Raw genomic sequence first — 25831 nt, 5'->3', positions numbered from 1 at the left:
GGGCCGCCGGAGCCCGAGCGAGCATCCTCGGCCAGAATCCCCGCGTCACCGATCTGGCCGAACTGTTCGTCGTCCCATTAGATGCCCCGGGCATCTAATGAAGATCTGCACGACGCACTCATCGTCTGCGAGGTCTTCCATGACGGAAACGGAACCTGTGGCCTTCCCCCAGGACCGGACCTGTCCCTACCACCCGCCCAACGGCTACGACGCCCTGCGTGCCGCTCGCCCGCTCGCCCGCATCACCCTCTACGACGGCCGTCCCGCCTGGCTGGTGACCGGACACGCCCTGGCCCGCCAACTGCTCGCCGATCCCCGCCTGTCGACCGACCGCAGCCATCCCGGCTTCCCGGCGCCCACCGAGCGCTTCGCGGCGGTGAAGAACCGGAGGGTCGCGCTGCTCGCCGTCGACGACCCCGAGCACCATGTCCAGCGACGCATGATGGTGCCCAGCTTCACCCTCCGGCGCGCCGCCGAACTGCGGCCGCGGATCCAGCGGATCGTCGACGGGCTGCTGGACGCGATGACCGAGAAGGGACCGCCCGCCGAACTGGTGAACGCCTTCGCGCTCCCCGTGCCGTCGATGGTGATCTGCGAGCTGCTCGGCGTCCCGTACGAGGACCACGACTTCTTCGAGGCGCAGTCACGGCGGCTGTTGCGTGGCCCCGCGGTCACCGACGTCCAGGAGGCACGCGACCAACTGGACCGCTACTTCGAGGAGTTGATCGACCGCAAGCAGAAGCAGTCGGAGCCCGGCGACGGGGTGCTGGACGAACTCGTCCACGGGCAGCTGCGCGAGGGCGTGCTGGACCGCCGGGGAGTCATCTCGTTCGCGACCATCCTGCTGGTCGCGGGTCACGAGACGACCGCCAACATGATCTCGCTGGGCACCTTCACCCTCCTCCAACACCCTCGGCAACTGGCCGAGTTGCGGGCCGACCCGGGGCTGCTCCCGGACGCCGTCGAGGAGTTGCTGCGTCTGCTGTCCATCGCGGACGGGCTGCTGCGCAGGGCCACGGAGGACATCGAGGCCGGCTCCACGACCATCCGGGCCGGTGACGGCGTGGTCTTCTCCACCTCGGTCGTCAACCGCGACGCGGACGTCTACCCCGCCCCCGACACCCTCGACTGGCACCGCCCCGCCCGTCACCATGTCGCCTTCGGCTTCGGCATCCACCAGTGCCTCGGCCAGAACCTGGCCCGCGCCGAGCTGGAGATCGCCCTGCACACCCTCTTCGACCGGCTGCCCGGACTGCGCCTGGCCGCCCCGCCCGAGGAGATCCCCTTCAAGCCCGGCGACACCATCCAGGGGATGCTGGAACTCCCCGTGACCTGGTAAGAGGCTCGAGGCCATGGACACCGACACCCGTATCGAGATCGACAGGGACGTCTGTATCGGCGCCGGCCAGTGTGCCCTCGCCGCCCCGAAGGTCTTCGCCCAGGACGACGACGGCTTCAGCACGCTGCTGCCGGGCCGGGAGGAAGGCGGCGGCGACCCGATGGTCCGGGAGGCCGCCCGCGCCTGCCCGGTGAGCGCGATCACCGTGGCCGAGGGGTGAGGCTCAGCCGGCCCGCACCAGCACCCGCGCGGCCTCACGGGCCTCGCGCGCGGGCTCGCTCTCCCCGGTGATGCCCGCGGTGACCATGGCGCCCTCCGCCAGCAGGAACAGCTGCCCGGCCAGCGTGCCGGGCAGCCCCGCGTCCGCCACCAGCCCGGCGAGGTAGCCGCGGAACGCCTGTTTGTGCGCTCGTGCCTGGGCCGCCACCCGGGTCGACGTGGCGCCCAGCTCGCCGTAGGAGTTGATCCACGCGCACCCGCGGAAGCCGTCCTCGCCGAACCACTCCTCCAGCCAGTCGAACACCGCGAGGATCCGCTCCCGGGGATCCTCGCGCCGCGCCACGAACGCGGCCAGTCGATCCCGCCAGCGCACGTCCCGCCGCTCCAGATACGCCTCCAGCAACTGCTCCTTCGTCGGGAACAGCTGGTAGAGCCGCTTGAGGGAGACCCCGGAGGCGCCCCGGATGTCGTCCATGCCGACGGCCTGGACGCCCCGTCCGTAGAACAACTCCTCGGCGGCGTCCAGCGCCTGCTCCCGCGCGACTGCGCTGTCCATGACGGCCATGCGGTGTACGACCTCCTCGTGCGCGGCGTTCCTTGACGTGAGAACGAGCGTTCTCCTACGGTAGCAGCCAAGATGGAGAACGCTCGTTCTCTGTCACTGCCCGCCCATCCGCCGAGGAGGAACCCATGGCCGCCGACCGCCCGCCCCTGCCCCCGTTCACCCGCGAGACCGCGGTACGGAAGGTCCAGGCCGCCGAGGACGCCTGGAACACCCGCGACCCGCACAAGGTGGCGCTCGCCTACTCGCCGGACTCGGTCTGGCGCAACCGCGACACCTTCGTCACCGGACGCGCCGAGATCGTCGGCTTCCTCGCCGCGAAGTGGGAGCGCGAGCTGGACTACGCCCTGCGCAAGGACCTGTGGGCCTTCGACGGCAACCGCATCGCGGTCCGCTTCCAGTACGAGTGCCGGGACACCGCCGGCCAGTGGTGGCGCTCCTACGGCAACGAGCTCTGGGAGTTCGACGAGCACGGCCTGATGACCCGGCGCGAGGCCAGCATCAACGACGTCCCCATCGAGGAGAAGGAGCGCCGCATCCACGGCCCGCGCCCCGATGCCGAACGCGGGGAGAGCTTCCCGCTTCAGTAGGGCTGCCGGTTCAGCAGGGCTCCCGTTCAGTAGGGTCTCGGGATGACCGAACAGGCCGGGAAGCCCTTCCTCTACGTCGTCGTCTGCGCCGCCGGGATCGCCGCGGACGTGGGCAGGCTGATCACCGCCGCGCAGGAACGGGACTGGGAGGTCGGCGTCATCGCCACCCCGGTCGCCATGAACGGCTTCTTCGACACCGCGGCCGTCGAGGCGCGCACCGGCCGCCCCATACGCTCCGCCTGGCGCAGCCCCGGCGACCCGCGTCCCTTTCCGCCCCCGGACGCGGTCGTGGTCGCGCCGGCCACCTTCAACACGGTCAACAAGTGGGCGGCCGGCCTCGCCGACACCCTCGCCGTGGCCACCCTCTGCGAGTCCTACGGCCTCGGCGTCCCGGTCGCCGTCCTCCCGTGCGTCGCCGACTCCCTGGCCACCCATCCCGCCTACCGGGACAGCCTGACCCGGCTGCGCGGCATGGGCGTCCGGTTCGGCGAGCCGTACTCCGGCGAGGTGGGAGCGGACGGCGCGCGACCGGAGTTCGGCTGGGAGACGGCGCTGGACCTGCTCGGGCGGCGATGACGTTCAGCCCTCCGGCACGAGGACGTACGCTCCCCTCGGATACCCCCATACCGAAGGCAGGAGCGGCAACGATGCAGTACGTGAAGCTCGGTTCGACGGGCCTGGACGTATCGAGGATCTGTCTGGGCTGCATGACCTACGGCCTGCCCGACCGAGGCACGCACGAGTGGACGCTCGACGAGGAGGCGTCCCGGCCGTTGATCCGGCAGGCGCTCGACGCCGGGATCAACTTCTTCGACACGGCCAACGTCTACTCGGACGGCACCAGCGAGGAGATCGTCGGCAAGGCGCTGCGCGACTTCGCGAACCGCGACGAGATCGTGCTCGCCACGAAGGTGCACGGCCGGACCCGGCCCGGCCCCAACGGCGCCGGCCTGTCCCGCAAGGCGATCCTGAGCGAGCTCGACCACAGCCTCAGCCGGCTCGGCACCGACTACGTCGACCTGTACCAGATCCACCGCTTCGACCCGCACACCCCGGTCGAGGAGACCATGGAGGCCCTGCACGACGTGGTCAAGGCGGGCAAGGTCCGCTACATCGGGGCCAGTTCGATGTTCGCCTGGCAGTTCTCCAAGATGCAGTACGTCGCCGAGCGGCACGGCTGGACCAGGTTCGTGTCCATGCAGAACCACTACAACCTCCTCTACCGCGAGGAGGAGCGCGAGATGCTGCCCCTCTGCGCCGACCAGGGTGTCGGCGTGCTGCCCTGGAGCCCGCTGGCCCGTGGCCGGCTCACCCGGGACTGGGGCACGGTCACCGAGCGCAGCTCGGGCGACAACTTCGGCAGCCGTCTGTACCCGGACAGCGACCGCACCGTCGTCGAGGCCGTGACCCGGATCGCGGACGACCGGGGCGTGCCGCGCGCCCAGGTCGCCCTGGCCTGGCTGCTGCACCAGGAGACGGTGGCGGCCCCGATCGTCGGCGCCGCCAAGCCGCACCACATCGAGGACGCGGTGGCCGCGGTCGACCTCGAACTCAGCGACAAGGAGATCGAGGAACTCCAGCAGCCCTACACCCCGCACCCGATCGTCGGGCACAGCTGACCGGTGCGGGTCCGCTCCGTGGGATTCGCCTAGTGGGGCCCCTGAGGTGCGAACTCCGTGCCGCAGGGGCCCGCTCCCTCGCTCTCGGCGAGCCGCACGGGCTCGCCGCTCATGGTCAGCGTGCGGTAGTAGACGCCGATGCGCTCGGCCGAGCGGCCCACGTAGTGGCCGATGAACGAGCGGCGGAACCGGTCGGCCGTGCGGTTGGGCTCGGAGCCGTGCACCAGGCTGCCGTTGAAGAACAGGACGTCCCCCGGCGCCATGTCGACGGGCACGGCCGCGAGACCCGGCGGCGCAGGGACGTATTCCCGGGCGAACGACACCTCGCGGTCCGCCTCCTCCGGACAGAACAGATCCATGAGGTGAGTGCCGGGTACCACCTCGAGGCCGCCGTTGTCCCGGTCGATCACGTCACAGGCCACCCACGCCGCCACACAGGTGCCCGGCTCCACCCGCAGATAGAAGTTGTCCTGGTGCAGCGCCTGCCCCCGGGCTCCTGGCGGCTTGAAGTAGAACATGCTCTGCGCGGCCAGCACCTCCTCGCCCAGCAGGGCCTGCAGCACCGTCCGCAGCCGCGCGTCGAGCAGCACGCTCCGCGCGAGGCCGTCGATCTCGTGCGGGTGCATCACCCTCGGGTACGCGGCGAGCGGATCCTCCGACTCCCGCGGCTCGAAGTGTCCCGGCACCGGCCCGCCCGCGTGCAGCGCCGCGAACCGCTCACACAGCCGCTCGATCTCGTCGTACCCGAACAGTCCGCGCACCACAGTGAAGCCGTCCTCCGCGAACCGCCGCAGCCCGTCCTGGGTCAGGATCTCCGCGCCGGACGCGCCCTTGTCCGTGACTGTCATCAGTCTCCTCCTCGGTCGGGTTCCTCCCCCTGGTCACGCTAGGCTGCGGCCTTCACCAGGAGGATGCCCGTGAACGCTGACCACTTGCCCGGGACTGCTGCGCCGCCGCCCGGTCTGGTCGTGATCGGCCACTACGACGAAGGCCCGGGCTATGTCATCAACCGGCCTCGCGGCGCGCGGAGCTGGCTGTTCACCTGGACGACCGGCGGCCGGGGCCGGCTGCGCCAGGGCGACGCGGAGGCGGGCGCCCGCGCCGGGGACCTGGTGGTGCTCGCCCCGGGCGTCGGGCACCAGTACGGCGTCGAACCGGGCGCCCCCGGCTGGCGGTTCTGGTGGGCGCACTGCCAGGCACGGCCCTCCTGGACGCCGTGGCTGCGCCCGTACGGCGCCGGGGACGGGCTGTACACCGTCACACCGACCCCGGCCGCACTGCACGGCCGCGTCGAGGCGGCGTTCCGCCGGATGCTCGCCGACGCCCGTTGGACGGGAACCGAGGCGCCGCCCGCCGCCGCGTCGGACGACGACCGGGTCGCCGTGGCGCACGGCGCCGCAGCCCGGGAACTCGCCCAGACGGCGCTGGAGGAGGTCGTCCTGCTCACGGCCGCCGGCGCGTGCCCGGCCCCGCCCGTCGCGGGTGTCGACACCCGGGTACGCCGGGCCGAGGCGCTGATCGCCGCCGACCCGGCCGCCCCGCACACCGTCCGCTCATTGGCCGCGAGCGTTTCCCTCTCGCCCTCCCGCCTCGCCCATCTGTTCACCGAGCAACTCGGCCAGTCCCCGATGCGCGCCCTGCGCGAGGCGCGGCTGCGGCACGCCGCCCGGCTGCTGGAGGGCAGCGACCTCTCGGTCGAGCGGGTGGCCGCGGGTTCGGGGTTCGCGAGCCCGTTCCACTTCAATCGCGTCTTCCGCGCCCGCTACGGGGTGCCGCCCGGCGTGTACCGGGCGAACGGCTCAATGGTTGGGGAGTGAACCGGCGTACGCCGGCGCGACCGGCAGCGCGTCTGGTGGGGGAGGTCGCTCAATGGTTTTCGTCCGGCGTCCCGGCCCGGCGGCGGGAAATTTCTTCCCGTGGATTGACGATTCGTCAAACTCCGGCGCCCCGCGCGCAATGCACAAAACCGCGGGATCCCTTGTTCCGGTTCGCTGACCTGTGAAAAGGTGTGCGTCGTCGGCGCACAGAAAATGCACGTTTTCACTGTGCGCGCGAGGCCACTCCCGTTCGTTCCCGAGCTTCAAAAGAGCTGTCTCCGGCGGACGTTCGAGATGCCGAACCCGTACGAGTGGACTCGTCGCCTTGCCGACGGGTCCCCATGCCAATTGGTATGGACTTTATGCGCATGCCCCGAGAGGAATGCAGCCGTGAAAGACGTCGGCCTGTCGAATTCCCCCACATCTGCCCGTCGGTTCGAGGTGACGGACGAGCAACTGAGTGCCGAACTCAAGAAGTGGACGGGAACGACGCCCGCGCTGCAGCCCGTCGGTGAGCTCCTCGACCGGCACTGGGAGGCCGGGTTCGCCTACGCGCGGCTGTGCACCGACGGCACTCCCGCCGCGGGCATGCTGACCACCGCGGCGTTCACCCGCCTCTTCGGCGAGACCCTGCGGCAGAACGGCCCCACCTCCGCCTGGCGGCCCCAACTCCTCGTCACCGTGCGCCGGATCGCGGCCGAGTGGGACAACGACCACCGCCGCGAACACCTCCACCCCGAACTGCGCTCCGCGGCCGAGGGCGGCGACCGGGTCGTCGCCCATCTGCTGCCCTCGGCCGAACGGCGCCTGCTGTCGGGGGCGTTCCAACGGCTGCCCCAGTCGCTCCGCTGCGTGCTGTGGCACGTGGAGGTGGAGGCCGAACCGCTGGAGATACCCGGCGGGCTGCTCGGTCTGGAGGTGGAGGACGCGCGCGTCGAGCTGGGGCGGGCCCGCGACCGGCTGCGCGAGGAGTGCCTGCAGGTCCACCGCGAACTCGCGCCCGAGCAGGAGTGCCGACGCTACTTGCGGATGCTGGACGTCACCTATCGGCGCGGCGGCATCGACGTCGACCCCGACCTCGCCGAGCACCTCGCGCGCTGCACGCACTGCCGGCACACCGCGGACCAGCTGGCCCAGTTCAACCACGGCCTCGGCCTGGCGCTGGCCGAGGCGGTCCTGGGCTGGGGCGCCCAGGCCTATGTGCAGTCCCGGATCGCGGGCCCCCTGCGGGACGGCACCCCGCCGCCCGCCGAGGCCCGGCCGCCCAAGCCCCAGGGGATCGTGGGCGAGTCGTTCACCATGGCGGGCGAACCCTTCACGACGCCGGGCACGCCGTTCATGCGGACGCGTGAGGCCTTCCCGGCGGCCGGCGCCCCCGCCGACACCGCGCCGGGTGCCCGTCCCGCCTCCCGCCGCTCGGCGCACAAGGCCGCACGGCGTGCCGCGGCCCGCCGCCGCAACCTCACGGCGGCCGTGCTGACCGTGAGCGGACTGGTCGTCCTGCCGGTGGTCCTGTGGTCCGTCCTCGGCTCGGGCGACGACCCCGCCCCGACCGCCGGGGGCCACGCCTCCCCGACCCCCGAGCCCGGCCGGAGCACCGCCGCCGAGCACCCTTCCTGGATCAGCGCCGCCGAGGCCGCGCAGGGCGACGTCCAGGGCCGACTGCACAACCTCGACTCGGGTCTGTGCATCGCCGTCGTCGGCAAGAAGGTCGTCCAGGGCGCCGAGACCGAACTCGCCACCTGCTCCTCGGCCACCGGCCAGCAGTGGGCGTACGAGACGGACGGCCGGCTGCGCAGTGTCGCCGACCCGGAGCTCTGCCTCGACTCCCACCTCGCCTACTCGGTGCAGCTCGCCCCGTGCACGGCCGGCAACCCGAAGAACATCCGCTACGACTTCACCCTGCAGGGCACCGTCGTGCCGCGCTGGAACCAGAACCTGGCACTGAGCCCCGCGGCCACCGACGGTTCGGGCGCGCTCGTCGTCAAGACCCGCGACGACACCGACGCCCAGCGCTGGGCGTTCGACACCTCCCGCGCCGACCTGCAGATGCAGGTCGTCAACTGGGACGCGGACACCGGGGCCGAGCCGTCGCCTTCCGTCAAGAAGGCCGCACCCAAGGCCTCGACCACGCCGACCGCCACACCGACACCGAGCGCGAAGCCGACCACCGCCCGGCCGACGCCGTCGAACCCGTACCCCTCGAACCCTTACTGCTCCTACAACCCCGCCTACTGCCAAGGCCCGCCCGGCTACGGCGGCGCGGGCGGCGGCTACGGCTGGGGCGGCTACGGAGGCGGCCGCCACTGACCGCCGGGCCCGGGCCCGCTCGGCCTCAGATCACCTGCAGCGACAGCCACAGCGCCGCAACGGCCGACACCAGCGCGGCCGGGGTGGCGATCAGGCCGAGCCGGGTGAAGTGCCCGAGGTGCACGTCCTGCCCGTGCCCATGCACGATGCGCCGCCACAGCAGCGTCGCCAGGGACCCGGCGTAGGTCAGGTTCGGGCCGATGTTCACCCCGAGCAGCACCGCCAGCACCGCGCCGGGTCCGGCCGCGGCGGACAGCGGCAGCAGGACCAGCACGGCCGGCAGATTGTTGATCAGGTTGGCGAGGACGGCGGCCAGCGCGGCGATCCCGAGCAGCGCGAGCAGCCCCGAACCGCTGGGCACCACATGGCCGAGCGCGTCGGCGAGCCCGTTGTCCACCACCGCCCGCACCACGACGCCGAGCGCCAGCACGAACGCCAGGAACGCGGGCGAGGCGGCCTTCACCACCGCCAGCGGGGTGGCGCGCCGCCGTACCAGCGCCCGGCCGGCCAGCACCAGCGCGCCCGCGGCGGCCACCCACGCCGGCTCCACGCCGAGCGTCGAGGCGACCACGAACCCGGCCAGCGTGCAGCCGACGGTGATCAGCGCGAACAGCGGCAGCCCGGGCGTCTCGCCGGGCTCGGGGGAGTGGGCGGCGGCGCTCAGGTCGTCACGGAAGAAGCGCCGGAAGACCAGGTACTCGACGCCGATCGCCACCACCCACGGCAGCGCCATGAGCGCGGCGAACCGGGTGAAGCTCAGCCCGCTCGTCTCGAACGCCAGCAGGTTGGTGAGGTTGGACACCGGAAGCAGCAGCGAGGCGGTGTTCGACAGATGGGCGCACGCGTACAGGTGCGGCCTGGCCCGTACGCCCGCCCTGGCGGCCGTCGCGAACACCACCGGCGTCAGCAGCACCACCGTGGCGTCCAGGCTGAGCACCGCGGTGATCACCGAGGCCAGCGCGAACACCGCGGTCAGCAGCCGCCCGGGCGACCCGGCCGCCCAGCGGGCCATCCACGCCCCGCACGCCTGGAACAGCCCCTCGACGTCACAGAAGTGGGCCAGCACCAGCACCGCCGCCAGAAAGCCGACGACCGGGCCGAGCCGCGCCGCCTCCTCCCTGGCGTGGGCGAGCGGGATCGCGCCGGTGGCGATCACGATCCCCGCCGCCGGCACGGCCAGCACCGCCTCAGGCAGCCCCTTCGGGCGGACGACGGCGAAGCCGAGGACGGCGGCGAGCAGAGCGACGGACAGGGCTTCGGCGAGCGGGGTGTTCAGGGCAGGGTCCTTCAGGGCGACGCGAGGCGGGAGGGCTCCATGAAATCAGGCCCCGGTAAGAGGCCCGTCAGGACCCCGCTGTTCAGGGGCCCGTCCCGGGGGCGAACACCATCAGGCGTACGGAGGACGCGTTACCGGAGACCGGCACCGGACCGCCCGTCCACGTCACCTTCAACGGGTCCCGCTCGTCCGGCGGGGTCACCAGCAGCGCCGCGGGGGTGGCGGCGTGCGCGCCGCTGACGCCGGGGTTGGAGAACGTCATCCCGGCCCAGGCGCTCCTGCCGGGCGCCAGCGTCACGGTCGTGGGTGTCCCCGGCTCGCGCACCGGGTCCGGGCCGAGCTGCTTGCCCGACGCGTCGAGGAAGGCGGCACCCGGATAGCCGCGCACCGTGCAGGTGCGCGAGGACGTGTTGGTCAGCACGATCGGGAAGTTCTCCTGCCCGGCACCGGGGTCGTTGCGCCCGACGCTCGCCCGCAGCTCGGAGGTGTGACAGCGGCTCCTGGAGGCGGCCGACGCCGTCTGCGACGGTGGCTTGCCCGCGGTGAGAGTGGCCTTTCCGGCCGTGCTGCCCGGCGCGGAGGCCGAGGCGGTGACGGACGCGCTCGCCGAGCCGGTGGTGGCGCCGCCGGTGGCCGGCGCGGCCGTGCCGCTCAACGTCTGTGGAGAGCTCGCGCCGCTGTCACCGCCACTGCCGCAGGCCGTCAGCGTGCCCAGCAGCAGGGCCGCGCCCGCCACCAGGGCCGCCCGGTGGACGGAGGGGGACTTGTTCGCCATGGTCCTCAACACTCCCGGAGTTTGCCCGCACACGCCACAGCGCGTGCGTACGGCGCTCTGTGCCCCGTCATACATGTCCGATGCGCGCCCGGACGAAAAAGTTCGCGCGTGTTCAGGGTGCGCCCTGCCGGTGCGTCACGCGCACGGAGGCCAGCACGCGGTCGGCGGCGGAGGCCTTGCCGTGGGTACGGATCTGGACGTACACCTGGGGCTGCCCGGCACCGTCCGCCGGTGCCAGCGCGGCCTCCGTGACCGTCCCCGGCCGGCCGGAGCAGTCGCTCCAGACGCGGACCCTTCCGCGCCACGCCGTGCCGGTGTAGGTGTGGCCGCCGTCGTAGTGGCAGCCGGGGTGGTTCAGGGCGTCGACCGCGGCCGTGAGGTCTCCGTGCTCGCTCAGGCCGACGAAGGCGCCGTTCACCGGTGCCGCGAGGTCCGGCCACCGCGCCAGATCGTCCGCGACGGCGAACCCCGGCTCGTGCCCGCCGGGCAGGCCGAGTGCCCGCGGATCCCAGCCCGAGTCGCGCAGCTGGCGGTCCCAGGAGGCGGGCACCTCGGCCGTGACCCGCCCGCCGGTGTCGGCGACCCGCACGGTGGACGCCGGCGCGGACCGGTGGACGAGCGCCGGAATCACACCGATGGCCGCGGCCACCGCCACCACCCCGGTGACCGCGAGGGCCCGGCCGTGCCGCCGCGGCCGTCGACCCGTCGAGGTGAGCCCTTCCAGCTCCTGGGCGAAGGCCCGCGCGGTGGGCCAGCGCCGTTCCCGGTCCGGCTCCAGCGCCCGCATCAGGGCGCGCCGCACCGCCGGGTCCAGGTCCGGGCGCAGCCGGTCGGGCGGTACGACCTTGCCGGGCTCGCCCGGCACCGTGCCGGTGACCAGGTGGTAGCCGACCGCGCCCAGGCTGTACACGTCGGCCCGTTCGTCGATCCCCGCACCGGCTTCGGCCTGCTCCGGCGGACGGTAGCCGGCCGAGCCCGCGGCCAGGGTGAGTCCGGACGCCTGGGCCAGGCTCTTGGCCAGCCCCAGGTCGGCGAGCAGCACCCGCGGACCGCTCCCGGACAGCAGTACGTTGGTCGGCTTGATGTCCCGGTGCACGATCCCCGCCTCGTGCAGCGCCGCCGCGCCCCGGGCGGCCAGCGCCGTCAGCCGCAGCGCCTCGGGGACCGGCAGCGGACCGTCGGCGACCAGGTCGGCGAGGGTGCCGCCGTCGGCGTACTCCATGACGAAGTACGGCCGCTCGTCGGGCAGTTCACCGATGTCGTAGACCTGCACCACCCGCTCGGAGCCGGCCCGGCGCAGCATGCGCGCCTCCTCCAGGAAGCGCTCGCGCACATCGAGGCGGTGGGCCCAGTTGTCGGCGAGGACCTTGACCGCCACGGGCGCTCGCAGCACGTCGTCGTGGGCGAGCCAGACCGTGCCGAACGCGCCCGTGCCCAGGCGTCGTTCGAGGCGGTAGCGCCCGATCCGCTCCACGGAGTGCATACGACTATCATGCCTGGACGTGGATCGATCCCGAGCCGAGCACCTGGTCGTGCCCACCGAGGAAGTCGCCCGTCTGGCCGCCACGGGCGACCCGGCGGCGCTGGAGGAACTGCTCCAGACGCTCCGGCCCGAGATCCTCAGGCGCTGCGGCCGCTTCCTGCCCTGCCGCGAGGACGCCGAGGAGGCGGCCCAGGACGTCCTGCTGCAGCTGTCCCGGAAGATCGGCACCTTCGAGGGACGCAGCCGCTTCAGCACCTGGCTGCACACGGTCGTCGCCAACTGCTGCCGCCAGAAGTACCGGGAGCTCAAGCGACGGGCCGCCGAGCAGCCGGCTCCTCTCGACGCCGACCGGTCCGTCGACCCCCGCACCACGAGCGTGATCGCCGGCTCCCGGATCGACCTGCTGGAGGCCCTGGAGCGGCTGGAGCGCGAACACCCGCAGCTGGTCGAGCCGTTGGTCTACCGGGACATCTGCCAGCTGGAGTACGCGGAGGCCGCGGAGCGCGCCGGGATCCCCCTCGGCACCTTCAAGTCCCGCCTGCACGAGGCCCGCCGCCAGGTCCGCCCCTGGCTGGCGGACCGGGCCTGAGCGCTCAGTCCTGCTCGAGCAGGCCGATCTCCGCCCAGATCGTCTTGCCCTCGCCGGTGTGCCGGCTGCCCCAGCGCTGGGTGAGCTGGGCGACCAGCAGCAGACCCCGGCCGCCCTCGTCCCACGTCTTGGCGCGGCGCAGATGCGGGGCCGTGTGGCTGGTGTCGGACACCTCGCAGATCAGCGTGGACTCGTCGTGGATCAGCCGCAGCCGGATGGGGTGGGCGCCGTAGCGGATCGCGTTGGTGACCAGCTCGCTCACCACCAGCTCGGCGGTGAACGCCGCCTCCTGCAGCTCCCAGGTGTCCAGCTGCTCGACGACCTGCTTGCGGATGGGCGCCACCAGCGACGGGTCGGCGGGGATGTGCCAGGTCGCCACCCGGGTGGCGGGCAGCCCCCGGGTACGGGCCAGCAGCAGGGCCACGTCGTCCGGCGCGCCGCCCGGGGGCAGCAGGGCGTGCAGGATCCGGTCGCACGTCTCGTCCAGCGAGTCCACGTGCCCGGACAGGGCGTCGCACAGCAGCTGGTGACTGACGTCGACGTCCCGCTCGCGGGTCTCGATCAGGCCGTCGGTGAAGAACGACAGCACGCTGCCCTCGCGCAGCTCCAGCTCCGTGGACTCGAACGGCAGCCCGCCCAGGCCCAGCGGCGGTCCGGCCGGCAGCTCGACCTGCTGCGGCTCGCCGCCGGGCGACAGCACGACCGGCGGGGGATGCCCGGCCCGGGCCAGCGTGCAGCGCCGTGACACCGGGTCGTAGACCGCGTACAGACAGGTCGCCCCGACCTCGCCGGTGCCGTCGCTGCCGGACTCCGCGGACAACCGCACCACCAGGTCGTCCAGATGGGTGAGCAGCTCGTCCGGGGCCAGGTCGATGTCGGCGAGGGTGCGTACGGCGGTGCGCAGCCGTCCCATCGTGGCCGAGGCCTGGATGCCGTGGCCGACGACGTCCCCGACGACCATGGCGACCCGCATCCCCGACAGCGGGATCACGTCGAACCAGTCACCGCCCACCCCGGCGCGTGCGGCGGGCAGATAGCGGGAGGCGGCGTCCACGGCGGCCGTGTGCGGAAGTGAGCGGGGCAGCAGGCTGCGCTGCAGGGCGAGGGCGGTCTCGCGCTCGCGGGAGAAACGGCGGGCGTTGTCGATGCAGACGGCGGCCCGGGTGGTGATCTCCTCGGCCAGCAGCACGTCGTCGGCCGTGAAGGGGTCCGGCCGCCGGAAACGGGTGAGGACCGCGACGCCCAGGGGCAGTCCGCGGGCCCGCATCGGCACGGCCATCGTGGAGTGGATGCCGTACTCCCTGACCCGGTCGGCGCGCGCCTTGTGCCAGCTCAGCCACTGGTCGAGCTCGGAGACCGAGGCGACGATGGTGCGGCCCGCGACCAGTGAGTCGGCCTGGGGCGAGCCTGCGGGGTAGTGCTCCGTCTGCCCGGGCTTGAGAACGGCCTCGGGTGTGCCGGGGTTGACCGAGCCGTGCGCGGCCCGGCGCAGGGCGATCGGCGCGCTGAGCCGGGGCGGGGGCTCACCGCCGTGCTCCTGGAGGTCCAGCAGGTCGACGCTGACCAGGTCGGCCAGCGCGGGCACGAAGACGTCCGCCAGTTCCTGAGCCGTCCGAGTGACGTCGAGGGTGGTGCCGATGCGCACGCTGGCCTCGTTGACCAACTGCAGCCGTTCCCGGGCGAGGTAGTTGTCGGTGAAGTCATGTGCCGCCAGACACACGCCCCGCACCCGGCCCTCGGCGTCCGTGACGGGCGCCATGCGGGCGAGCCACGCGTGCGCGGTGGCCTCGCCGCCGGTGCGCATGTAGATCTGGATGTCGGCCGCCCGGCCGGAGGCGAGCACCCGCGCCATGTCGGCCTCGAGCCGGTCGCTCTCCGGTCTTCCGCCGATCTCGGACAGACGCAGCCCCTGGATGCGCTCCTCGGGCAGCCCGATGACCTCGGCCATGGCGTCGTTGATCCGGCGCAGCCGCAGGCGTTCGTCGTAGACGGCGACCGCACAGGGTGACTGGATGAGGGCGGCCGTGGCCAACGGGTCGTCGGGGGAGGGCGGGCCACCGCCGTTCAGCGGGCTGAAGACGAGCCAGCGGCCCGGGCTGCCGTCCTGGACCCGGCGATGGTGGGCGACCAGCCATCTGGAGATGTCGTGTCCGTCCCGGTGGCGCAAAGTGACGGTGCCGTCCCAGCGAGGCCCGTCGGGCGGCAACGGCACGTCCGTGCCGTCGGCCAGCAGATTCCGGGCGGGGCGGCCCAGTACCTCGCCGGCCGGCCAGCCCAGCAGCCGCTCCGCGCCGGCGTTCCAGGAGATCAGCGTGCCGGAGTCGTCGACGACGACCCGCGCCGTCGCGGCATCGTCGAACGGATACTCCGGGTCCATCGCCGCCACTCCATCGCGAACACTCACAGTGAACCGGTGAGTCACTTGAGTTCCAGCCTAGTCCGTCGCCGTCCGCCGCGGACGGGAACCCCCCGGCCGGTGGGCGCGCGATCGTCAAGGGCCATTTCCGGCCGTTGTGGCCTGTGGGGCAGAACGGCCGCCCCGCACCCTTGACGGGCGCGCGTGGCAGCCCGTCAGAATCTGTTTGTTCACGATCAGTTGTGAGTACTTCTGGGCCCTGATGAGGGAGAGCCGCCATGACGGTCACTCGCAGATCGGTTCTGCTCGCCTCCACCGCAGCACCCGCGGCCGGTGTGCTCCTGGCCACCCCGGCGGCCCGTGCCGCCGTGGCGGCCGGGGGCGCGTCCGGACGGCACACGGTCGCCCTGCGCGACGGCTGGCGCTTCGCGCTGGTCGATCCGGGCGGCATCGCCGATCCGACCGGTGCCTACACGAACGCCCCCGACCCCCGCTACGACGACTCGGCCTGGCGCGAGGTGGCCGTTCCGCACGACTGGAGCATCGAACAGACCCCCACCACCCAGTACGGCACCACCAGCGGCACCGGATTCTTCCCCGGCGGCCTCGGCTGGTACCGGCTGGCCTTCACCCTGCCGCCCGCCTTCGCCGGCAAGCGGATCTCGGTGGAGTTCGACGGCGTCTACATGGACTCCTACGTCTACTGCAACGGCACCCAGGTCGGCCGCCACCCCTACGGCTACACCGGCTTCGCCCTCGATCTGAGCGGTCTCGTGCACACCGACGGCAGTACCGAGAACGTGCTCGCGGTCAAGGTGCAGAACCAGCTGCCCAGCAGCCGCTGGTACTCCGGCAGCGGCATCTACCGCGAGGCCCGCCTGGTCATCACCGAGCCGGTGCACGTGGAGCGCTGGGGCACGTACGTCACCACGCCGGACATCAGCGGCGAGCGGGCCGTCGTACGGGCCCGGACCTCGGTGGTCGACGAGTCCGGCGCCACGAGCCAGGTGGAGATCCGCTCGACGGTGAAGGACCCCTCCGGCCGTACGGTCGCCCGCGCGGCCAGCACGGCCACCGTCACCGACAAGGTCGCCGAGACGCATGAACTCACCGTCCCGAAGCCGAAGTTGTGGGACTTCGCGACCCCGCACCACCGCTACACCCTGGAGACCGAACTGCGCGTCGGCGGCAGGACCGTCGACACCTGCCGCACCACCTTCGGCATCCGCGAGTACCGCTTCGACCCCGACGAGGGCTTCTCCCTCAACGGTACCCACACCAAGATCAAGGGCGTCGACCTCCACCACGACCAGGGCGCCCTCGGCTCCGCGATCAGCATCGACGCGGTGCGCAGACAGCTGACCATCATGAAGTCGATGGGCGTCAACGCCTTCCGCACCTCCCACAACCCGCCCTCGCCCGAGATCGTCCAGGTCTGCGAGGAACTGGGCATCGTGATGATGGTGGAGGCCTTCGACTGCTGGAGGACCGGCAAGACGAAGTACGACTACGGGCGCTTCTTCGACGAGTGGTGCGAGAGGGACGCCACCGAGATGGTCCTCGCACACCGCAACTCACCGGCCGTGGTGCTGTGGTCCATCGGCAACGAGATTCCCGACTCCACCTCCACCGCGGGGCTGGCGATGGCCGACCGGATCATCGGCGCGATCAAGGCGGCCGACGACACCCGGCCGGTCGTCATCGGCTCCAACAAGTACCACTCCGTGCCCGCCGCCGGTTCCGCGGCCGACCTCATGCTCACCAAGCTGGACGGCCTCGGACTCAACTACAACACCGCCAAGTCGGTGGACGCCCTGCACGCGAGGTACCCGAAGCTGTTCCTCTTCGAGTCGGAGTCCTCCTCGGAGACCTCGACACGCGGCACCTACCAGGAGCCCGAGCATCTCAACACCGGCGAGAACCACACGCCGGGCAGGCGGGAGGTCTCCTCCTACGACAACAACCTCGCCTCCTGGACCATGAGCGGCGAGTACGGCCACAAGAAGGACCGTGACCGCAGGTGGTTCGCCGGGCAGTTCCTGTGGTCCGGCATCGACTACATCGGGGAGCCGACCCCGTACGACGTCTTCCCGGTGAAGGCCTCCTTCTTCGGAGCGGTCGACACGGCCGGCTTCCCCAAGGACATGTACCACCTCTTCCGCAGCCAGTGGGTCCAGGAGCCAATGGTCCATCTGCTGCCGATGACCTGGAACCACGAGGAGGGCGACACGGTCGAGGTCTGGGCGTACTCCAACGTGGAGACCGTCGAGCTCTTCCTCAACGGGACATCCCTCGGCACCCGGAGCTTCGACACCAAGACGACCACCGACGGCCGCGCCTATCTGGAGACCACCGAGGCCACCGGCGACGACAAGACCGTCACCGGCGGTCCCTATCCGGGCAGTTACACCAGCCCGAACGGCAGCGCGGGCAAGCTCCACCTGACCTGGAAGGTGCCGTACGCGCCGGGCGAGCTGAAGGCGGTGGCGCGGCGGAACGGCAAGGCGGTGGCCACCGACGTGCTGCGCACCGCGGGTGAGGCGCGCGCGGTACGCCTCACCGCCGACCGTACGTCGCTCGCCGCCGACGGGCGTTCCCTGGTGTTCGTGACCGCGGAGATCGTCGACGCGCGGGGCGTGGTGGTGCCCGACGCCGAGCATCTGATCACCTTCGACGTGAAGGGCGGCTCGCTGGCCGGGCTCGACAACGGCCGCGAGGAAAGTGCCGAGCGCTACCAGGCCACCACCCGGACCGCCTTCCACGGCAAGGCCCTCGCGATCGTCCGCTCCGGGACCGGGCCCGGCTCCCTGAAGGTGACCGCTCGGGCGGCGGGTCTGCGGACCGGTACGGCGACCGTGCGTACCACGCCCGCCCGCTCGGTCGCGGCCACACCGGCCGCCGTGTTCGAGCCCGACTATCCGGCGGCCCCGAACTACCCGTACGCGGACGCCAGTTACTCCGGCCGCCCGGACACCCTCCCCGCGGCGATGCTGGACGGCGACCCCGCCACCGGCTGGTCCAACGCCTTCGCCAAGTCGGCCACCGCCCTGCTGCCCGCCTTCAGCGGGGCCCGGACGCGCGACTGGGTCTCCGTCGACTTCGGACGCACCCGGAACCTCGGCCGGGTGGAGGTGTCCTTCACCGTCGACGCCACCCACGGCCTGCCCGCCTCCGTCGAGGTCGCCGTGTGGAACGGGCACACGTATGCGCCGGTGACCGGGGCGTCGACCGACTGGGCCACCGCCTCGGACGCGCCCACCGTCATCACCTTCGACGCGACCGGTGGCTCCCGGCTGCGGCTGACGATGACCAGCGCGCACCCGGGTACCGCCGCGGGCGCGGTGCGCATCAGCAAGCTGGAGGTACCGGTCGGCTGACCCCGGGCAACGGTCCGGACGGGAACCCGTCCCGTCCGGACCGTTGACGGAGTGTCATGGCGCGAACAAACATGAGCTGCGTCCGCATCTGGGAGCGCTCCCACCTGATTCCGGAGCGTCACCCGCCCCTCCACCCGAGGAGCCCAGACGTGAAACGACGCAGAACCGTCCTGCTGACCCTGGCCGCCCTGCTGGGCGCGACCCTCACCGCGCTGCCCGCCGGCCCGGCGGCGGCCGACGAGGTGGAGCAGCTGAGGAACGGCACCTTCGACACCACCACCGCCCCGTGGTGGACGACGAGCAACGTCACCGCGGGCCTGTCCGACGGACAGCTCTGCGCGGACGTCCCCGGCGGCACCGCCAACCGCTGGGACGCGGCCGTCGGCCAGAACGACGTCACCCTGGTGAAGGGGGAGTCGTACCGGTTCGCCTTCAAGGCCTCCGGTTCGCCCGAGGGGCACGTGGTGCGGGCGATCGTGGGGCTCCAGGTGTCGCCGTACGACACCTACTTCGAGATCAGCCCGCAGCTGACGGTCTCCGGGGACACCTACGCGTACACCTTCACCTCGCCCGTCGACACCACCCAGGCACAGGTCGCCTTCCAGGCCGGCGGCAGCGCGGACGCGTGGCGGATGTGCATGGACGACGTGTCGCTGCTGGGCGGGGTGCCGCCGGAGGTGTACCACCCCGACACGGGACCGCGGGTGCGCGTCAACCAGGTCGGCTATCTGCCCTCCGGCCCGAAGAACGCCACCCTCGTCACCGACGCCACCGCCAGGCTGCCCTGGCAGCTGAAGAACGCCGGCGGAACCGTCGTGGCGCACGGCTGGAGCGTGCCGCGCGGGGTCGACGTCTCCTCCGGGCAGAACGTCCACTCCATCGACTTCGGCGCCTACCGCAAGCCGGGCAAGGGCTTCACGCTGGTGGCCGACGGAGAGACCAGCCGCCCGTTCGACATCGGCACCGGTGACTACGAGCAGCTGCGGCTGGACTCGCTGAAGTACTACTACACCCAGCGCAGCGGAATCGCGATCCGCGACGACCTGCGCCCGGGCTACGGCAGGCCCGCCGGGCATCTCGACGTCCCGCCCAACCAGGGCGACTCGAACGTCCCCTGTCAGCCCGGCGTCTGCGACTACACCCTCGACGTCACCGGCGGCTGGTACGACGCGGGCGACCACGGCAAGTACGTCGTCAACGGCGGCATCGCCACTTGGGAGCTGCTGAGCACGTACGAACGCGAACTCCGGGCCCGCACAGGCGAGTCGGGCAGGCTGCGCGACGGTACCCTCGCCATCCCGGAGAGCGGCAACAAGGTGCCGGACGTTCTCGACGAGGCGCGCTGGGAGCTGGAGTTCCTGCTGAAGATGCAGGTGCCGGACGGCCGGCCGCTGGCCGGGATGGCCCACCACAAGGTCCACGACGAGCAGTGGACGGGCCTGCCACTGCTGCCCAGCGACGACCCGCAGAAGCGTGAGCTGCACCCGCCGTCCACCCAGGCCACCCTCAACCTGGCGGCGACCGCGGCGCAGGCGGCCCGCCTGTACCGGCCCTACGACCGCGCGTTCGCGGCGAAGGCCCTGACCGCCGCGCGCAGGGCCTGGACCGCCGCGCTCGCCCATCCCGCGATGTACGCCTCCGCGAGCGACGGCACGGGAGGCGGCACCTACGACGACACCAACGCCACCGACGAGTTCTACTGGGCGGCGGCCGAGCTGTATCTCACCACGGGGGAGAAGCAGTTCGCCGACTATGTCCGCACTTCGCCCGTGAACACCGCCGACATCTTCGGCCCGACCGGCTTCGACTGGGGCCGGACGGCGGCGGCGGGGCGGCTCGACCTGGCCACGGTGCCCAGCAAGCTCCCCGGCCGGGACAAGGTGCGCCAGTCCGTCGTGCAGGGCGCCGACCGCTATCTGGCCACGCTCGCATCCCAGCCGTACGGGATGCCCTACGCCCCCGACGGCAACGTCTACGACTGGGGCTCCAGCGCCCAGGTCCTGAACAACGCGGTCGTCCTGGCCACGGCGTACGACATCACCGGTGCCGCGAAGTACCGGGACGGGGCGACGCAGAGCATGGACTACATCCTCGGCCGCAACGCCCTGAACATCTCGTACGTCACCGGCTACGGCGAGGTCGCCTCGCACAACCAGCACAGCCGTTGGTACGCCCACGAACTCGACCCGAACCTGCCGAACCCGCCCAGGGGGACCCTCGCGGGCGGACCGAACTCCTCCATCCAGGACCCCTACGCACAGAGCAAACTCCAGGGCTGCGTCGGCCAGTTCTGCTACATCGACGACATCCAGTCCTGGTCGACCAACGAGACCGCGATCAACTGGAACGCGGCCCTGGCCCGCATGGCGTCCTTCGTCGCCGACCAGGGCTGAGCGCCCCTGCGCGCGGCGGTTCGCCGACGACCGTGAACGCCGCCGACGGCGACCGAGAGGACACCCACCTCCTCGGCGCCGTCGGCGACAGCCACCCGGACGGCGAAGGCCGCGGGGAAGTTCCCCGTCCCCGGCCATCAGGACGGCCACCGAGTCCCACGCCGGCGAGACCGGACGCCGTGCTCCGGAGCGCACGGTCACGTCGGCGGCCTCGATCCGCCGCACCTCGGCCCCGCTCCAGGACGATCCGCGCCCGGAGCCCAGGGTCTCGACCCCGTCCTCCGTCAGCCTGACCCCGGAGGCCGTCCCGACGGGGCCGCGGCCCCGTCACTGCCGCTCGTGCTCGACCAGTTCCCGGGGACGCTTGTGCGCGGTCAGGGTGTGCAGCTCGGCCTGGGTGAGGGGCTGATGGACCTCGACGTACTCGCCGTTCGGCATCCGCTTGATCACGCCGGTCTCCCGGCCGTGCAGCACCAGCTCCCTGTCGCGGAGTTGGAGGCCGAGGCAGACCCGGCGGGTGACGACGAAGACGATCGCCGGGAGGACGAACACCGCGACGCGGACCGTCCAGGTCACGGTGTTGATGGAGAGATGGAGGCGGGTGGCGACGATGTCGTTGCCGCCACCGGCCAGCAGGACCAGGTAGAGGCTGATCCAGCCCGCGCCGATCCCGGTACGGACGGGACGGTTGCGCGGGCGGTCGAGAAGGTGGTGTTCGCGCCGGTCGCCGGTCACCCGCGCCTCCAGGAACGGGTACACCCCGATGAAGACGAGCAGGAGCGGGAAGACCACGACCGGGATCAGGACGCCCAGGACCAGCGTGTGACCCCACAGGGTGATCTCCCACCCCGGCATCACCCGGACCAGACCCTCCGCGAACCCCAGATACCAGTCGGGCTGGGCACCCGTGGAGACCTGGTCGGGGCGGAAGGGGCCGTAGACCCAGACCGGGTTGATCGTCGCCACCGCCGCGACCAGCGTGAGGGCGCCGAAGACCAGGAAGAAGAAGCCGCCCGCCTTCGCCAGGTACACCGGCATGAACGGGGTGCCGACGACATTGCGCTCGGTCCGCCCGGGCCCCGCGAACTGCGTGTGCTTGTGGTACACGACCAGGATGAGATGGGCCACGACGAGCGCGGCCATGATGCCTGGGATGATCAGGATGTGCAGCGAGTAGAACCGCGCCACGATGTCGTGGCCCGGGAACTCGCCGCCGAACAGGAACATCGACAGATACGTCCCGACGATCGGCACCGACAGCAGCGCGCCGTTGACGAAGCGCAGCCCCGTCCCCGACAACAGGTCGTCCGGCAGCGAGTAGCCGAACAGGCCCTCGAACAGGCCGAGGAACAGCAGAGCCCAGCCGAACAGCCAGTTGATCTCCCGGGGTCTGCGGAACGACCCGGTGAAGAAGTGCCGCATCATGTGCGTCAGCATCCCGGCGACGAAGACCAGCGCCGCCCAGTGGTGCAGCTGCCGGATCAGCAGACCGCCGCGCACGTCGAAGCTGAGGCGCACCGTGGAGGCGTAGGCCTCCGACATCCGCACGCCGTTCAGCGGCAGGTAACCGCCGTGGTACGTCACCTCGTTCATCGACGGATGGAAGAAGAAGGTCAGGAAGATCCCGGTCAGGACCAGGACGACGAAGCTGTACAGGCAGATCTCCCCCAGCAGGAAGGACCAGTGGTCCGGGAAGACCTTGCGCAGGTACTTGCGGCCCAGCGAGTGGATGCCGAGGCGGCCGTCGAGCCAGTCGGCGACGCGCTCGCCCTTGCCGGGGGTCTTGGTGGCGTTCACCCGGCCTCCTCGTCCCTGTGCACGTGCGTGAGCTTGTCGGGGTTGGTCACGATGTAGACGTCGCTGACCCGGTCGCCGTCGGGCGTGAGATCCATGACCATCACCGCGTACGGGGAGTCGCCCTGGAACAGCACGGCGGCGTCGTCGCCGTTGACACGGCGGTAGCGCAGGTCGAGGTCGCTGGGGCCGCGTCCCCGGGTGGTGAAGGAGTTGATCAGCCGGACCGCCTTGTCCCGGCCGTGCACCGGCTTCAGGCCCACCGGCCTGCGCCTGCCGCCGCCGTCCGTCCACACCGTGACATCGGGCGCGAGGATCTCCATCAGCTCCGCGATGTCCCCGCCGAGCGCCGCCCGCACGAACCGCTCGGTCGCCTCCCGCCGTACCCGTGGATGCGCCCGGTACAGCGGCCTTCGGGCGTGCACATGCCCCCGGGCGCGGTGCGCGAGCTGGCGTACGGCGGCCGGGGTGCGGTCGATGATCTCCGCGATCTCGGTGTGGGCGTACCCGAAGACCTCGTTCAGTACGAACACCGCGCGTTCCAGTGGCGTCAGCGACTCCAGGACGACCAGCATCGCCAGTGACACCGACTCGGTGCGCAGGGCCGGGTCCTCGGCGCCGTCACCGTCGGCGACCAGGGGCTCGGGCAGCCAGGGGCCGATGTAGGTCTCGCGGCGGCGGGTGATCACGGCACGGCGCTGGAGGGCGTGGTTGACGGCGATGCGGACCAGGTAGGCGCGCGGGTTGTCGATGCCCGCGGTGCCCCGGCCGGTCCAGGACAGCCAGGTCTCCTGCAGCACGTCCTCGGTGTCGGCGACGCTGCCCAGCATGTTGTAGACCAGGCCGAACAGCAGCTCGCGATGGCCGATGAACACATCGGTCGCCTCATCGACAGAACTCTCGGACATACGTGGACCTCCCCGTCGGTGCGCTCACTACTTCGACCCGAACCGGGGGCCCGAATGTGACATCGGACCGGAGGTGTGTGACGCAGGTCTCAGCGACGTCACACTCGCCGGCCGGTCCGCCCTCTTGAACGCGAGTCCCGCACGGGAGACCGATTCGACAGGAGCGACCCGATGAGCATCGACTTCACCGCCATGTACGCCTCGCACGACGCCTTCCGGCGCGATCTCGGGCGCCTCGCGCAGGCGGTCGCCGAGGGCCGGGCGCACACGCCGGGTGTCCGGGCCGGCTGGGCGAACTTCACCCGGCAGCTGCACATCCACCACACCGCCGAGGACGCCGAGCTGTGGCCCCGGGTACGGGAACGCCTCACCGGGCGCCCCCGCGACCTCGCCCTGCTCGACGACATGGAGGCCGAGCACGCCCGTATCGACCCCCTGCTCGCGTCGGTCGACACGGCGCTGACCGACCGGGCACCCGAACTGCCCGACCTGGTAAAGGCGTTGACGGCCACTCTGGACGACCATCTGGGGCACGAGGAGGACAGCGCGCTGCCGCTGATGCAGGACGTCCTCACCGCCGCGGACTGGGGTGCCTTCACCGGACGGATGCGCGAGACCCAAGGGCTGCGCGGTGCCTCGGTGTTCGTGCCGTGGATCGTCGACGGCGCCGGGCCGGCGGACCGGGAGCGTTTCTTCGGCTCCCTCCCGGCGCCGGTACGCGTCCTCAACCGGCTGTTCTGGGAGGGGAGTTACCGTCGCAAGGGGCTGTGGGTGGGCGTCCAGGACGCGTTCTAGGACTGTTCTAGGACGCGTCGTGGAAGACGAGGCCCAGTGCGTGCCTGCGGCCGGAGCGCACGGTGCTCACCCCGTGTCGCATCGCCCCGGCCGACCAGCCGCGCCGGGTGCGCACGGGACGGTCCCGGGTGGTGAAGACGAGCCCGTGGCCCTGTTCCAGTGCGGTCGCGGTGCCCCGGGACTGGGCCCGTGGCCGCTGCTCGACCATGAGGAACTCGCCTCCGGTGTAGTCGGCGCCGTACACGTCGAGGCCGACGACCACCTGGAGGGGGAAGACCAGCTCGCCGAAGACGTCCCGGTGCAGCGCGTTCCAGTCGCCCGCTCCGTACCGCAGCAGGATCTGCGCCGACCGGTCCTGCCCGGCCGCATGGCACCGCTCCAGCCACTCCTCCAGGGAGTCCGGCCAGGGTGCCGGGCGGCCGAGCCGGGCCGCCCAGTCCCGGGCGACGGGCAGTAGCCGGGGATACAGGGCGGCACGCAGCGCGGCCACCGGGGCGGGCAGGTCGTGGGTGAAGTACCGGTACTCGCCGGAGCCGAACCGGTGGCGCTCCATGTCGACGGTGGTCCGGAACAGCTCCGGCTTCTCGTACAGCGCGGAGAGGTCACGGCACTCGGCCGGCGTGAGCAGCGGTCCGGTGGGCGCGCTGCCGTGCACGTCGAGCTCGGCGGCGAGGGCCGTCCAGTCGGTGTCGCCGGCCCGCTTGCGGGCCTGGGCCCTGGTGAGCGTCACGTCGTCTCCCTCCGTCACACCAGCATCGGCTGCAGCGCGCCCTCATGGGTGAGCAGCCGCACCTTGCGCTCGACGCCGCCCGCGTAGCCGCGCATCGAGCCGTCGGCGCCGATCACGCGGTGGCACGGGCGGACGATCAGCAGGGGGTTGGCTCCGATCGCCGCCCCCAGGGCCCGGATCTCGTGCCGAGGCACCTCCAGGTGCCTGGCGAGTTCCCCGTAGGTGGTCGTGGTGCCGTACGGGATGTCGTCCAGGGCCCGCCACACCCGCTGCTGGAATCCGGTGCCGGCGGGGGCGAGGCCGAGATCGAAGCGGGTGAGCCGGCCCGCGAAGTAGGCGGAGAGCTGCCGGGCCGCCTCGGCGAGGGCCGCGTCGTCGCGCCGCCAGTCCGCGCCGACGGCCGGCGCGCCCCGCTGCCCCGGCAGGGACAGCGAGGTGAGGGTCGTCTCCCGCCCCGCCAGCAGCAGTTGGCCCAGGGGGCTGTCGATGGTCGTGTACGTGTTCATGGCTCAAGTCTGCTGCGCGGCACCGGTCGCGACCGGCGGGAATCGGACGTGGTCCTCACTCTCGGAGCAACCCTCGAGGTACCGTTGCGCGGGTGCTGTGAGCAGGGAGTATTTACGCGTGAGTACCTCGGCGGTACCGTGATGGCATGCCAGCCCTGAATGTGGAGTTCAGTGATCGTGAACTCGAGGATCTGCGGCAGATCGCCAAGGAACGCGGTACGTCGATGAAGGCGCTCGTGCGCGAGGCGGCGGCGGCCGACATAGCCCGGCACCGGGCCCTGCAGGAAGGGGCGGAGGCGTTCCGCCGCTTCTTCGCCTCCCACGCCGACGAGTTCGCGGCCGCGTTCCCCGAGGACGAACCATCCGCCGCGGGCGAGGGGCGGGTCGCCTGAC

Annotated in this window: 22 protein-coding genes; 12 read left to right on the top strand and 10 right to left on the bottom strand. The window is 71.9% G+C overall.

Features of this window, described 5'->3' with window-relative positions:
• The first annotated feature begins 139 nt into the window (after positions 1–139).
• Together ABZ453_RS23870 and ABZ453_RS23865 are read left to right on the top strand one after the other, a co-directional pair.
• Positions 140–1339: a cytochrome P450 gene (locus tag ABZ453_RS23870; protein WP_359017437.1), complete on the top strand. Its 1200-nt coding sequence runs from the start codon at positions 140–142 to the stop codon at positions 1337–1339.
• 13 nt (positions 1340–1352) lie between these two features.
• On the top strand, positions 1353–1559 hold the full coding sequence (locus ABZ453_RS23865) for a ferredoxin (protein WP_359017435.1): 207 nt from the start codon (positions 1353–1355) through the stop codon (positions 1557–1559).
• A 3-nt stretch (positions 1560–1562) separates the two neighbouring features.
• On the opposite strand, the gene ABZ453_RS23860 is transcribed toward ABZ453_RS23865, so the two are convergent.
• Complete coding sequence (locus tag ABZ453_RS23860) at positions 1563–2114, bottom strand: TetR/AcrR family transcriptional regulator (protein WP_359017433.1); 552 nt, start codon at positions 2112–2114, stop codon at positions 1563–1565.
• 134 nt (positions 2115–2248) lie between these two features.
• On the opposite strand from ABZ453_RS23860, the gene ABZ453_RS23855 reads away from it, so the two are divergent.
• The 3 genes from ABZ453_RS23855 (at position 2249) to ABZ453_RS23845 (ending at position 4329) form a co-directional block, all read left to right on the top strand.
• A complete protein-coding gene (locus tag ABZ453_RS23855) occupies positions 2249–2710 on the top strand; it encodes a nuclear transport factor 2 family protein (protein ID WP_359017431.1) in 462 nt (153 codons plus the stop codon).
• Positions 2711–2752: 42 nt separating this feature from the next.
• Positions 2753–3286 (top strand): flavoprotein, encoded by a 534-nt coding sequence (locus ABZ453_RS23850; protein WP_359017429.1) that lies wholly within the window; start codon positions 2753–2755, stop codon positions 3284–3286.
• Positions 3287–3357: 71 nt separating this feature from the next.
• Positions 3358–4329 carry an aldo/keto reductase gene (locus ABZ453_RS23845; protein ID WP_359017427.1) on the top strand — a complete coding sequence of 324 codons (972 nt, stop codon included), beginning with the start codon at positions 3358–3360 and terminating at the stop codon, positions 4327–4329.
• A 29-nt stretch (positions 4330–4358) separates the two neighbouring features.
• Here the strand turns inward: ABZ453_RS23845 and ABZ453_RS23840 are convergent, their stop codons facing one another.
• Complete coding sequence (locus ABZ453_RS23840) at positions 4359–5177, bottom strand: phytanoyl-CoA dioxygenase family protein (protein ID WP_359017425.1); 819 nt, start codon at positions 5175–5177, stop codon at positions 4359–4361.
• A gap of 63 nt (positions 5178–5240) precedes the next feature.
• On the opposite strand from ABZ453_RS23840, the gene ABZ453_RS23835 reads away from it, so the two are divergent.
• Both ABZ453_RS23835 and ABZ453_RS23830 read left to right on the top strand, forming a co-directional pair.
• Positions 5241–6146, top strand: a complete 906-nt coding sequence (locus ABZ453_RS23835) for a helix-turn-helix domain-containing protein (RefSeq protein WP_359017423.1) — start codon at positions 5241–5243, stop codon at positions 6144–6146.
• 390 nt (positions 6147–6536) lie between these two features.
• Positions 6537–8456: a ricin-type beta-trefoil lectin domain protein gene (locus tag ABZ453_RS23830; protein WP_359017421.1), complete on the top strand. Its 1920-nt coding sequence runs from the start codon at positions 6537–6539 to the stop codon at positions 8454–8456.
• 25 nt (positions 8457–8481) lie between these two features.
• On the opposite strand, the gene ABZ453_RS23825 is transcribed toward ABZ453_RS23830, so the two are convergent.
• The 3 genes from ABZ453_RS23825 to ABZ453_RS23815 form a co-directional block, all read right to left on the bottom strand.
• Positions 8482–9732, bottom strand: coding sequence for an SLC13 family permease (locus ABZ453_RS23825; protein WP_359017567.1), 1251 nt, complete (start codon positions 9730–9732; stop codon positions 8482–8484).
• Positions 9733–9814: 82 nt separating this feature from the next.
• Complete coding sequence (locus ABZ453_RS23820; protein ID WP_359017419.1) at positions 9815–10507, bottom strand: DUF4232 domain-containing protein; 693 nt, start codon at positions 10505–10507, stop codon at positions 9815–9817.
• Positions 10508–10619: 112 nt separating this feature from the next.
• Positions 10620–11990 carry a serine/threonine-protein kinase gene (locus ABZ453_RS23815; protein ID WP_359017417.1) on the bottom strand — a complete coding sequence of 457 codons (1371 nt, stop codon included), beginning with the start codon at positions 11988–11990 and terminating at the stop codon, positions 10620–10622.
• A gap of 19 nt (positions 11991–12009) precedes the next feature.
• Here ABZ453_RS23815 and ABZ453_RS23810 point away from each other — a divergent pair, with 19 nt between their 5' ends.
• Positions 12010–12579 (top strand): RNA polymerase sigma factor, encoded by a 570-nt coding sequence (locus ABZ453_RS23810; RefSeq protein WP_359017415.1) that lies wholly within the window; start codon positions 12010–12012, stop codon positions 12577–12579.
• Between the two features lie 4 nt (positions 12580–12583).
• Here ABZ453_RS23810 and ABZ453_RS23805 read toward each other — a convergent pair whose 3' ends face one another.
• A complete protein-coding gene (locus ABZ453_RS23805) occupies positions 12584–14956 on the bottom strand; it encodes a SpoIIE family protein phosphatase (RefSeq protein WP_359017412.1) in 2373 nt (790 codons plus the stop codon).
• Between the two features lie 257 nt (positions 14957–15213).
• Here ABZ453_RS23805 and ABZ453_RS23800 point away from each other — a divergent pair, with 257 nt between their 5' ends.
• Positions 15214–18312 (top strand): glycoside hydrolase family 2 TIM barrel-domain containing protein, encoded by a 3099-nt coding sequence (locus tag ABZ453_RS23800; protein ID WP_359017410.1) that lies wholly within the window; start codon positions 15214–15216, stop codon positions 18310–18312.
• 149 nt (positions 18313–18461) lie between these two features.
• Positions 18462–20705 (top strand): glycoside hydrolase family 9 protein, encoded by a 2244-nt coding sequence (locus tag ABZ453_RS23795; protein ID WP_359017408.1) that lies wholly within the window; start codon positions 18462–18464, stop codon positions 20703–20705.
• A gap of 327 nt (positions 20706–21032) precedes the next feature.
• Here ABZ453_RS23795 and ABZ453_RS23790 read toward each other — a convergent pair whose 3' ends face one another.
• Together ABZ453_RS23790 and sigJ are read right to left on the bottom strand one after the other, a co-directional pair.
• A complete protein-coding gene (locus ABZ453_RS23790) occupies positions 21033–22502 on the bottom strand; it encodes a cytochrome bc complex cytochrome b subunit (protein WP_359017406.1) in 1470 nt (489 codons plus the stop codon).
• Positions 22499–23407, bottom strand: coding sequence for an RNA polymerase sigma factor SigJ (gene sigJ, locus ABZ453_RS23785; protein ID WP_359017404.1), 909 nt, complete (start codon positions 23405–23407; stop codon positions 22499–22501). The genes ABZ453_RS23790 and sigJ overlap by 4 nt, the downstream gene beginning before the upstream one ends.
• Before the next feature lie 171 nt (positions 23408–23578).
• On the opposite strand from sigJ, the gene ABZ453_RS23780 reads away from it, so the two are divergent.
• On the top strand, positions 23579–24202 hold the full coding sequence (locus ABZ453_RS23780) for a hemerythrin domain-containing protein (RefSeq protein ID WP_359017402.1): 624 nt from the start codon (positions 23579–23581) through the stop codon (positions 24200–24202).
• A 7-nt stretch (positions 24203–24209) separates the two neighbouring features.
• Here the strand turns inward: ABZ453_RS23780 and ABZ453_RS23775 are convergent, their stop codons facing one another.
• Entirely contained in the window at positions 24210–24932 is a 723-nt protein-coding gene (locus ABZ453_RS23775; protein ID WP_359017400.1) for a 2OG-Fe(II) oxygenase, read from the bottom strand.
• Between the two features lie 14 nt (positions 24933–24946).
• On the bottom strand, positions 24947–25438 hold the full coding sequence (locus ABZ453_RS23770; RefSeq protein ID WP_359017398.1) for a methylated-DNA--[protein]-cysteine S-methyltransferase: 492 nt from the start codon (positions 25436–25438) through the stop codon (positions 24947–24949).
• Between the two features lie 146 nt (positions 25439–25584).
• Between ABZ453_RS23770 and ABZ453_RS23765 the strand changes: the two genes are divergently transcribed.
• Positions 25585–25830 (top strand): hypothetical protein, encoded by a 246-nt coding sequence (locus ABZ453_RS23765; RefSeq protein ID WP_359017396.1) that lies wholly within the window; start codon positions 25585–25587, stop codon positions 25828–25830.
• Position 25831 lies beyond the last annotated feature (1 nt).

Source organism: Streptomyces sp. NPDC005799, from assembly GCF_040630525.1.
GTDB classification, from domain to species: Bacteria; Actinomycetota; Actinomycetes; order Streptomycetales; family Streptomycetaceae; genus Streptomyces; species Streptomyces griseorubiginosus_B.
Note: the sequence above shows the minus strand (reverse complement) of the source record. Positions and strands in the feature narration are given on the sequence as shown.

What these genes read in the sequence shown, in the direction of transcription:
- ABZ453_RS23870 (WP_359017437.1), top strand. Translation starts at nt 140, where the DNA reads ATGACGGAAACGGAACCTGTGGCCTTCCCCCAGGACCGGACCTGTCCC.
- ABZ453_RS23815 (WP_359017417.1), bottom strand. Translation starts at nt 11,990, where the DNA reads ATGCACTCCGTGGAGCGGATCGGGCGCTACCGCCTCGAACGACGCCTG.
- sigJ (WP_359017404.1), bottom strand. Translation starts at nt 23,407, where the DNA reads ATGTCCGAGAGTTCTGTCGATGAGGCGACCGATGTGTTCATCGGCCAT.
- ABZ453_RS23855 (WP_359017431.1), top strand. Translation starts at nt 2,249, where the DNA reads ATGGCCGCCGACCGCCCGCCCCTGCCCCCGTTCACCCGCGAGACCGCG.
- ABZ453_RS23765 (WP_359017396.1), top strand. Translation starts at nt 25,585, where the DNA reads ATGCCAGCCCTGAATGTGGAGTTCAGTGATCGTGAACTCGAGGATCTG.
- ABZ453_RS23805 (WP_359017412.1), bottom strand. Translation starts at nt 14,956, where the DNA reads ATGGACCCGGAGTATCCGTTCGACGATGCCGCGACGGCGCGGGTCGTC.
- ABZ453_RS23835 (WP_359017423.1), top strand. Translation starts at nt 5,241, where the DNA reads ATGCCCGTGAACGCTGACCACTTGCCCGGGACTGCTGCGCCGCCGCCC.
- ABZ453_RS23840 (WP_359017425.1), bottom strand. Translation starts at nt 5,177, where the DNA reads ATGACAGTCACGGACAAGGGCGCGTCCGGCGCGGAGATCCTGACCCAG.
- ABZ453_RS23845 (WP_359017427.1), top strand. Translation starts at nt 3,358, where the DNA reads ATGCAGTACGTGAAGCTCGGTTCGACGGGCCTGGACGTATCGAGGATC.
- ABZ453_RS23780 (WP_359017402.1), top strand. Translation starts at nt 23,579, where the DNA reads ATGAGCATCGACTTCACCGCCATGTACGCCTCGCACGACGCCTTCCGG.
- ABZ453_RS23800 (WP_359017410.1), top strand. Translation starts at nt 15,214, where the DNA reads ATGACGGTCACTCGCAGATCGGTTCTGCTCGCCTCCACCGCAGCACCC.
- ABZ453_RS23850 (WP_359017429.1), top strand. Translation starts at nt 2,753, where the DNA reads ATGACCGAACAGGCCGGGAAGCCCTTCCTCTACGTCGTCGTCTGCGCC.
- ABZ453_RS23820 (WP_359017419.1), bottom strand. Translation starts at nt 10,507, where the DNA reads ATGGCGAACAAGTCCCCCTCCGTCCACCGGGCGGCCCTGGTGGCGGGC.
- ABZ453_RS23865 (WP_359017435.1), top strand. Translation starts at nt 1,353, where the DNA reads ATGGACACCGACACCCGTATCGAGATCGACAGGGACGTCTGTATCGGC.
- ABZ453_RS23770 (WP_359017398.1), bottom strand. Translation starts at nt 25,438, where the DNA reads ATGAACACGTACACGACCATCGACAGCCCCCTGGGCCAACTGCTGCTG.
- ABZ453_RS23860 (WP_359017433.1), bottom strand. Translation starts at nt 2,114, where the DNA reads ATGGACAGCGCAGTCGCGCGGGAGCAGGCGCTGGACGCCGCCGAGGAG.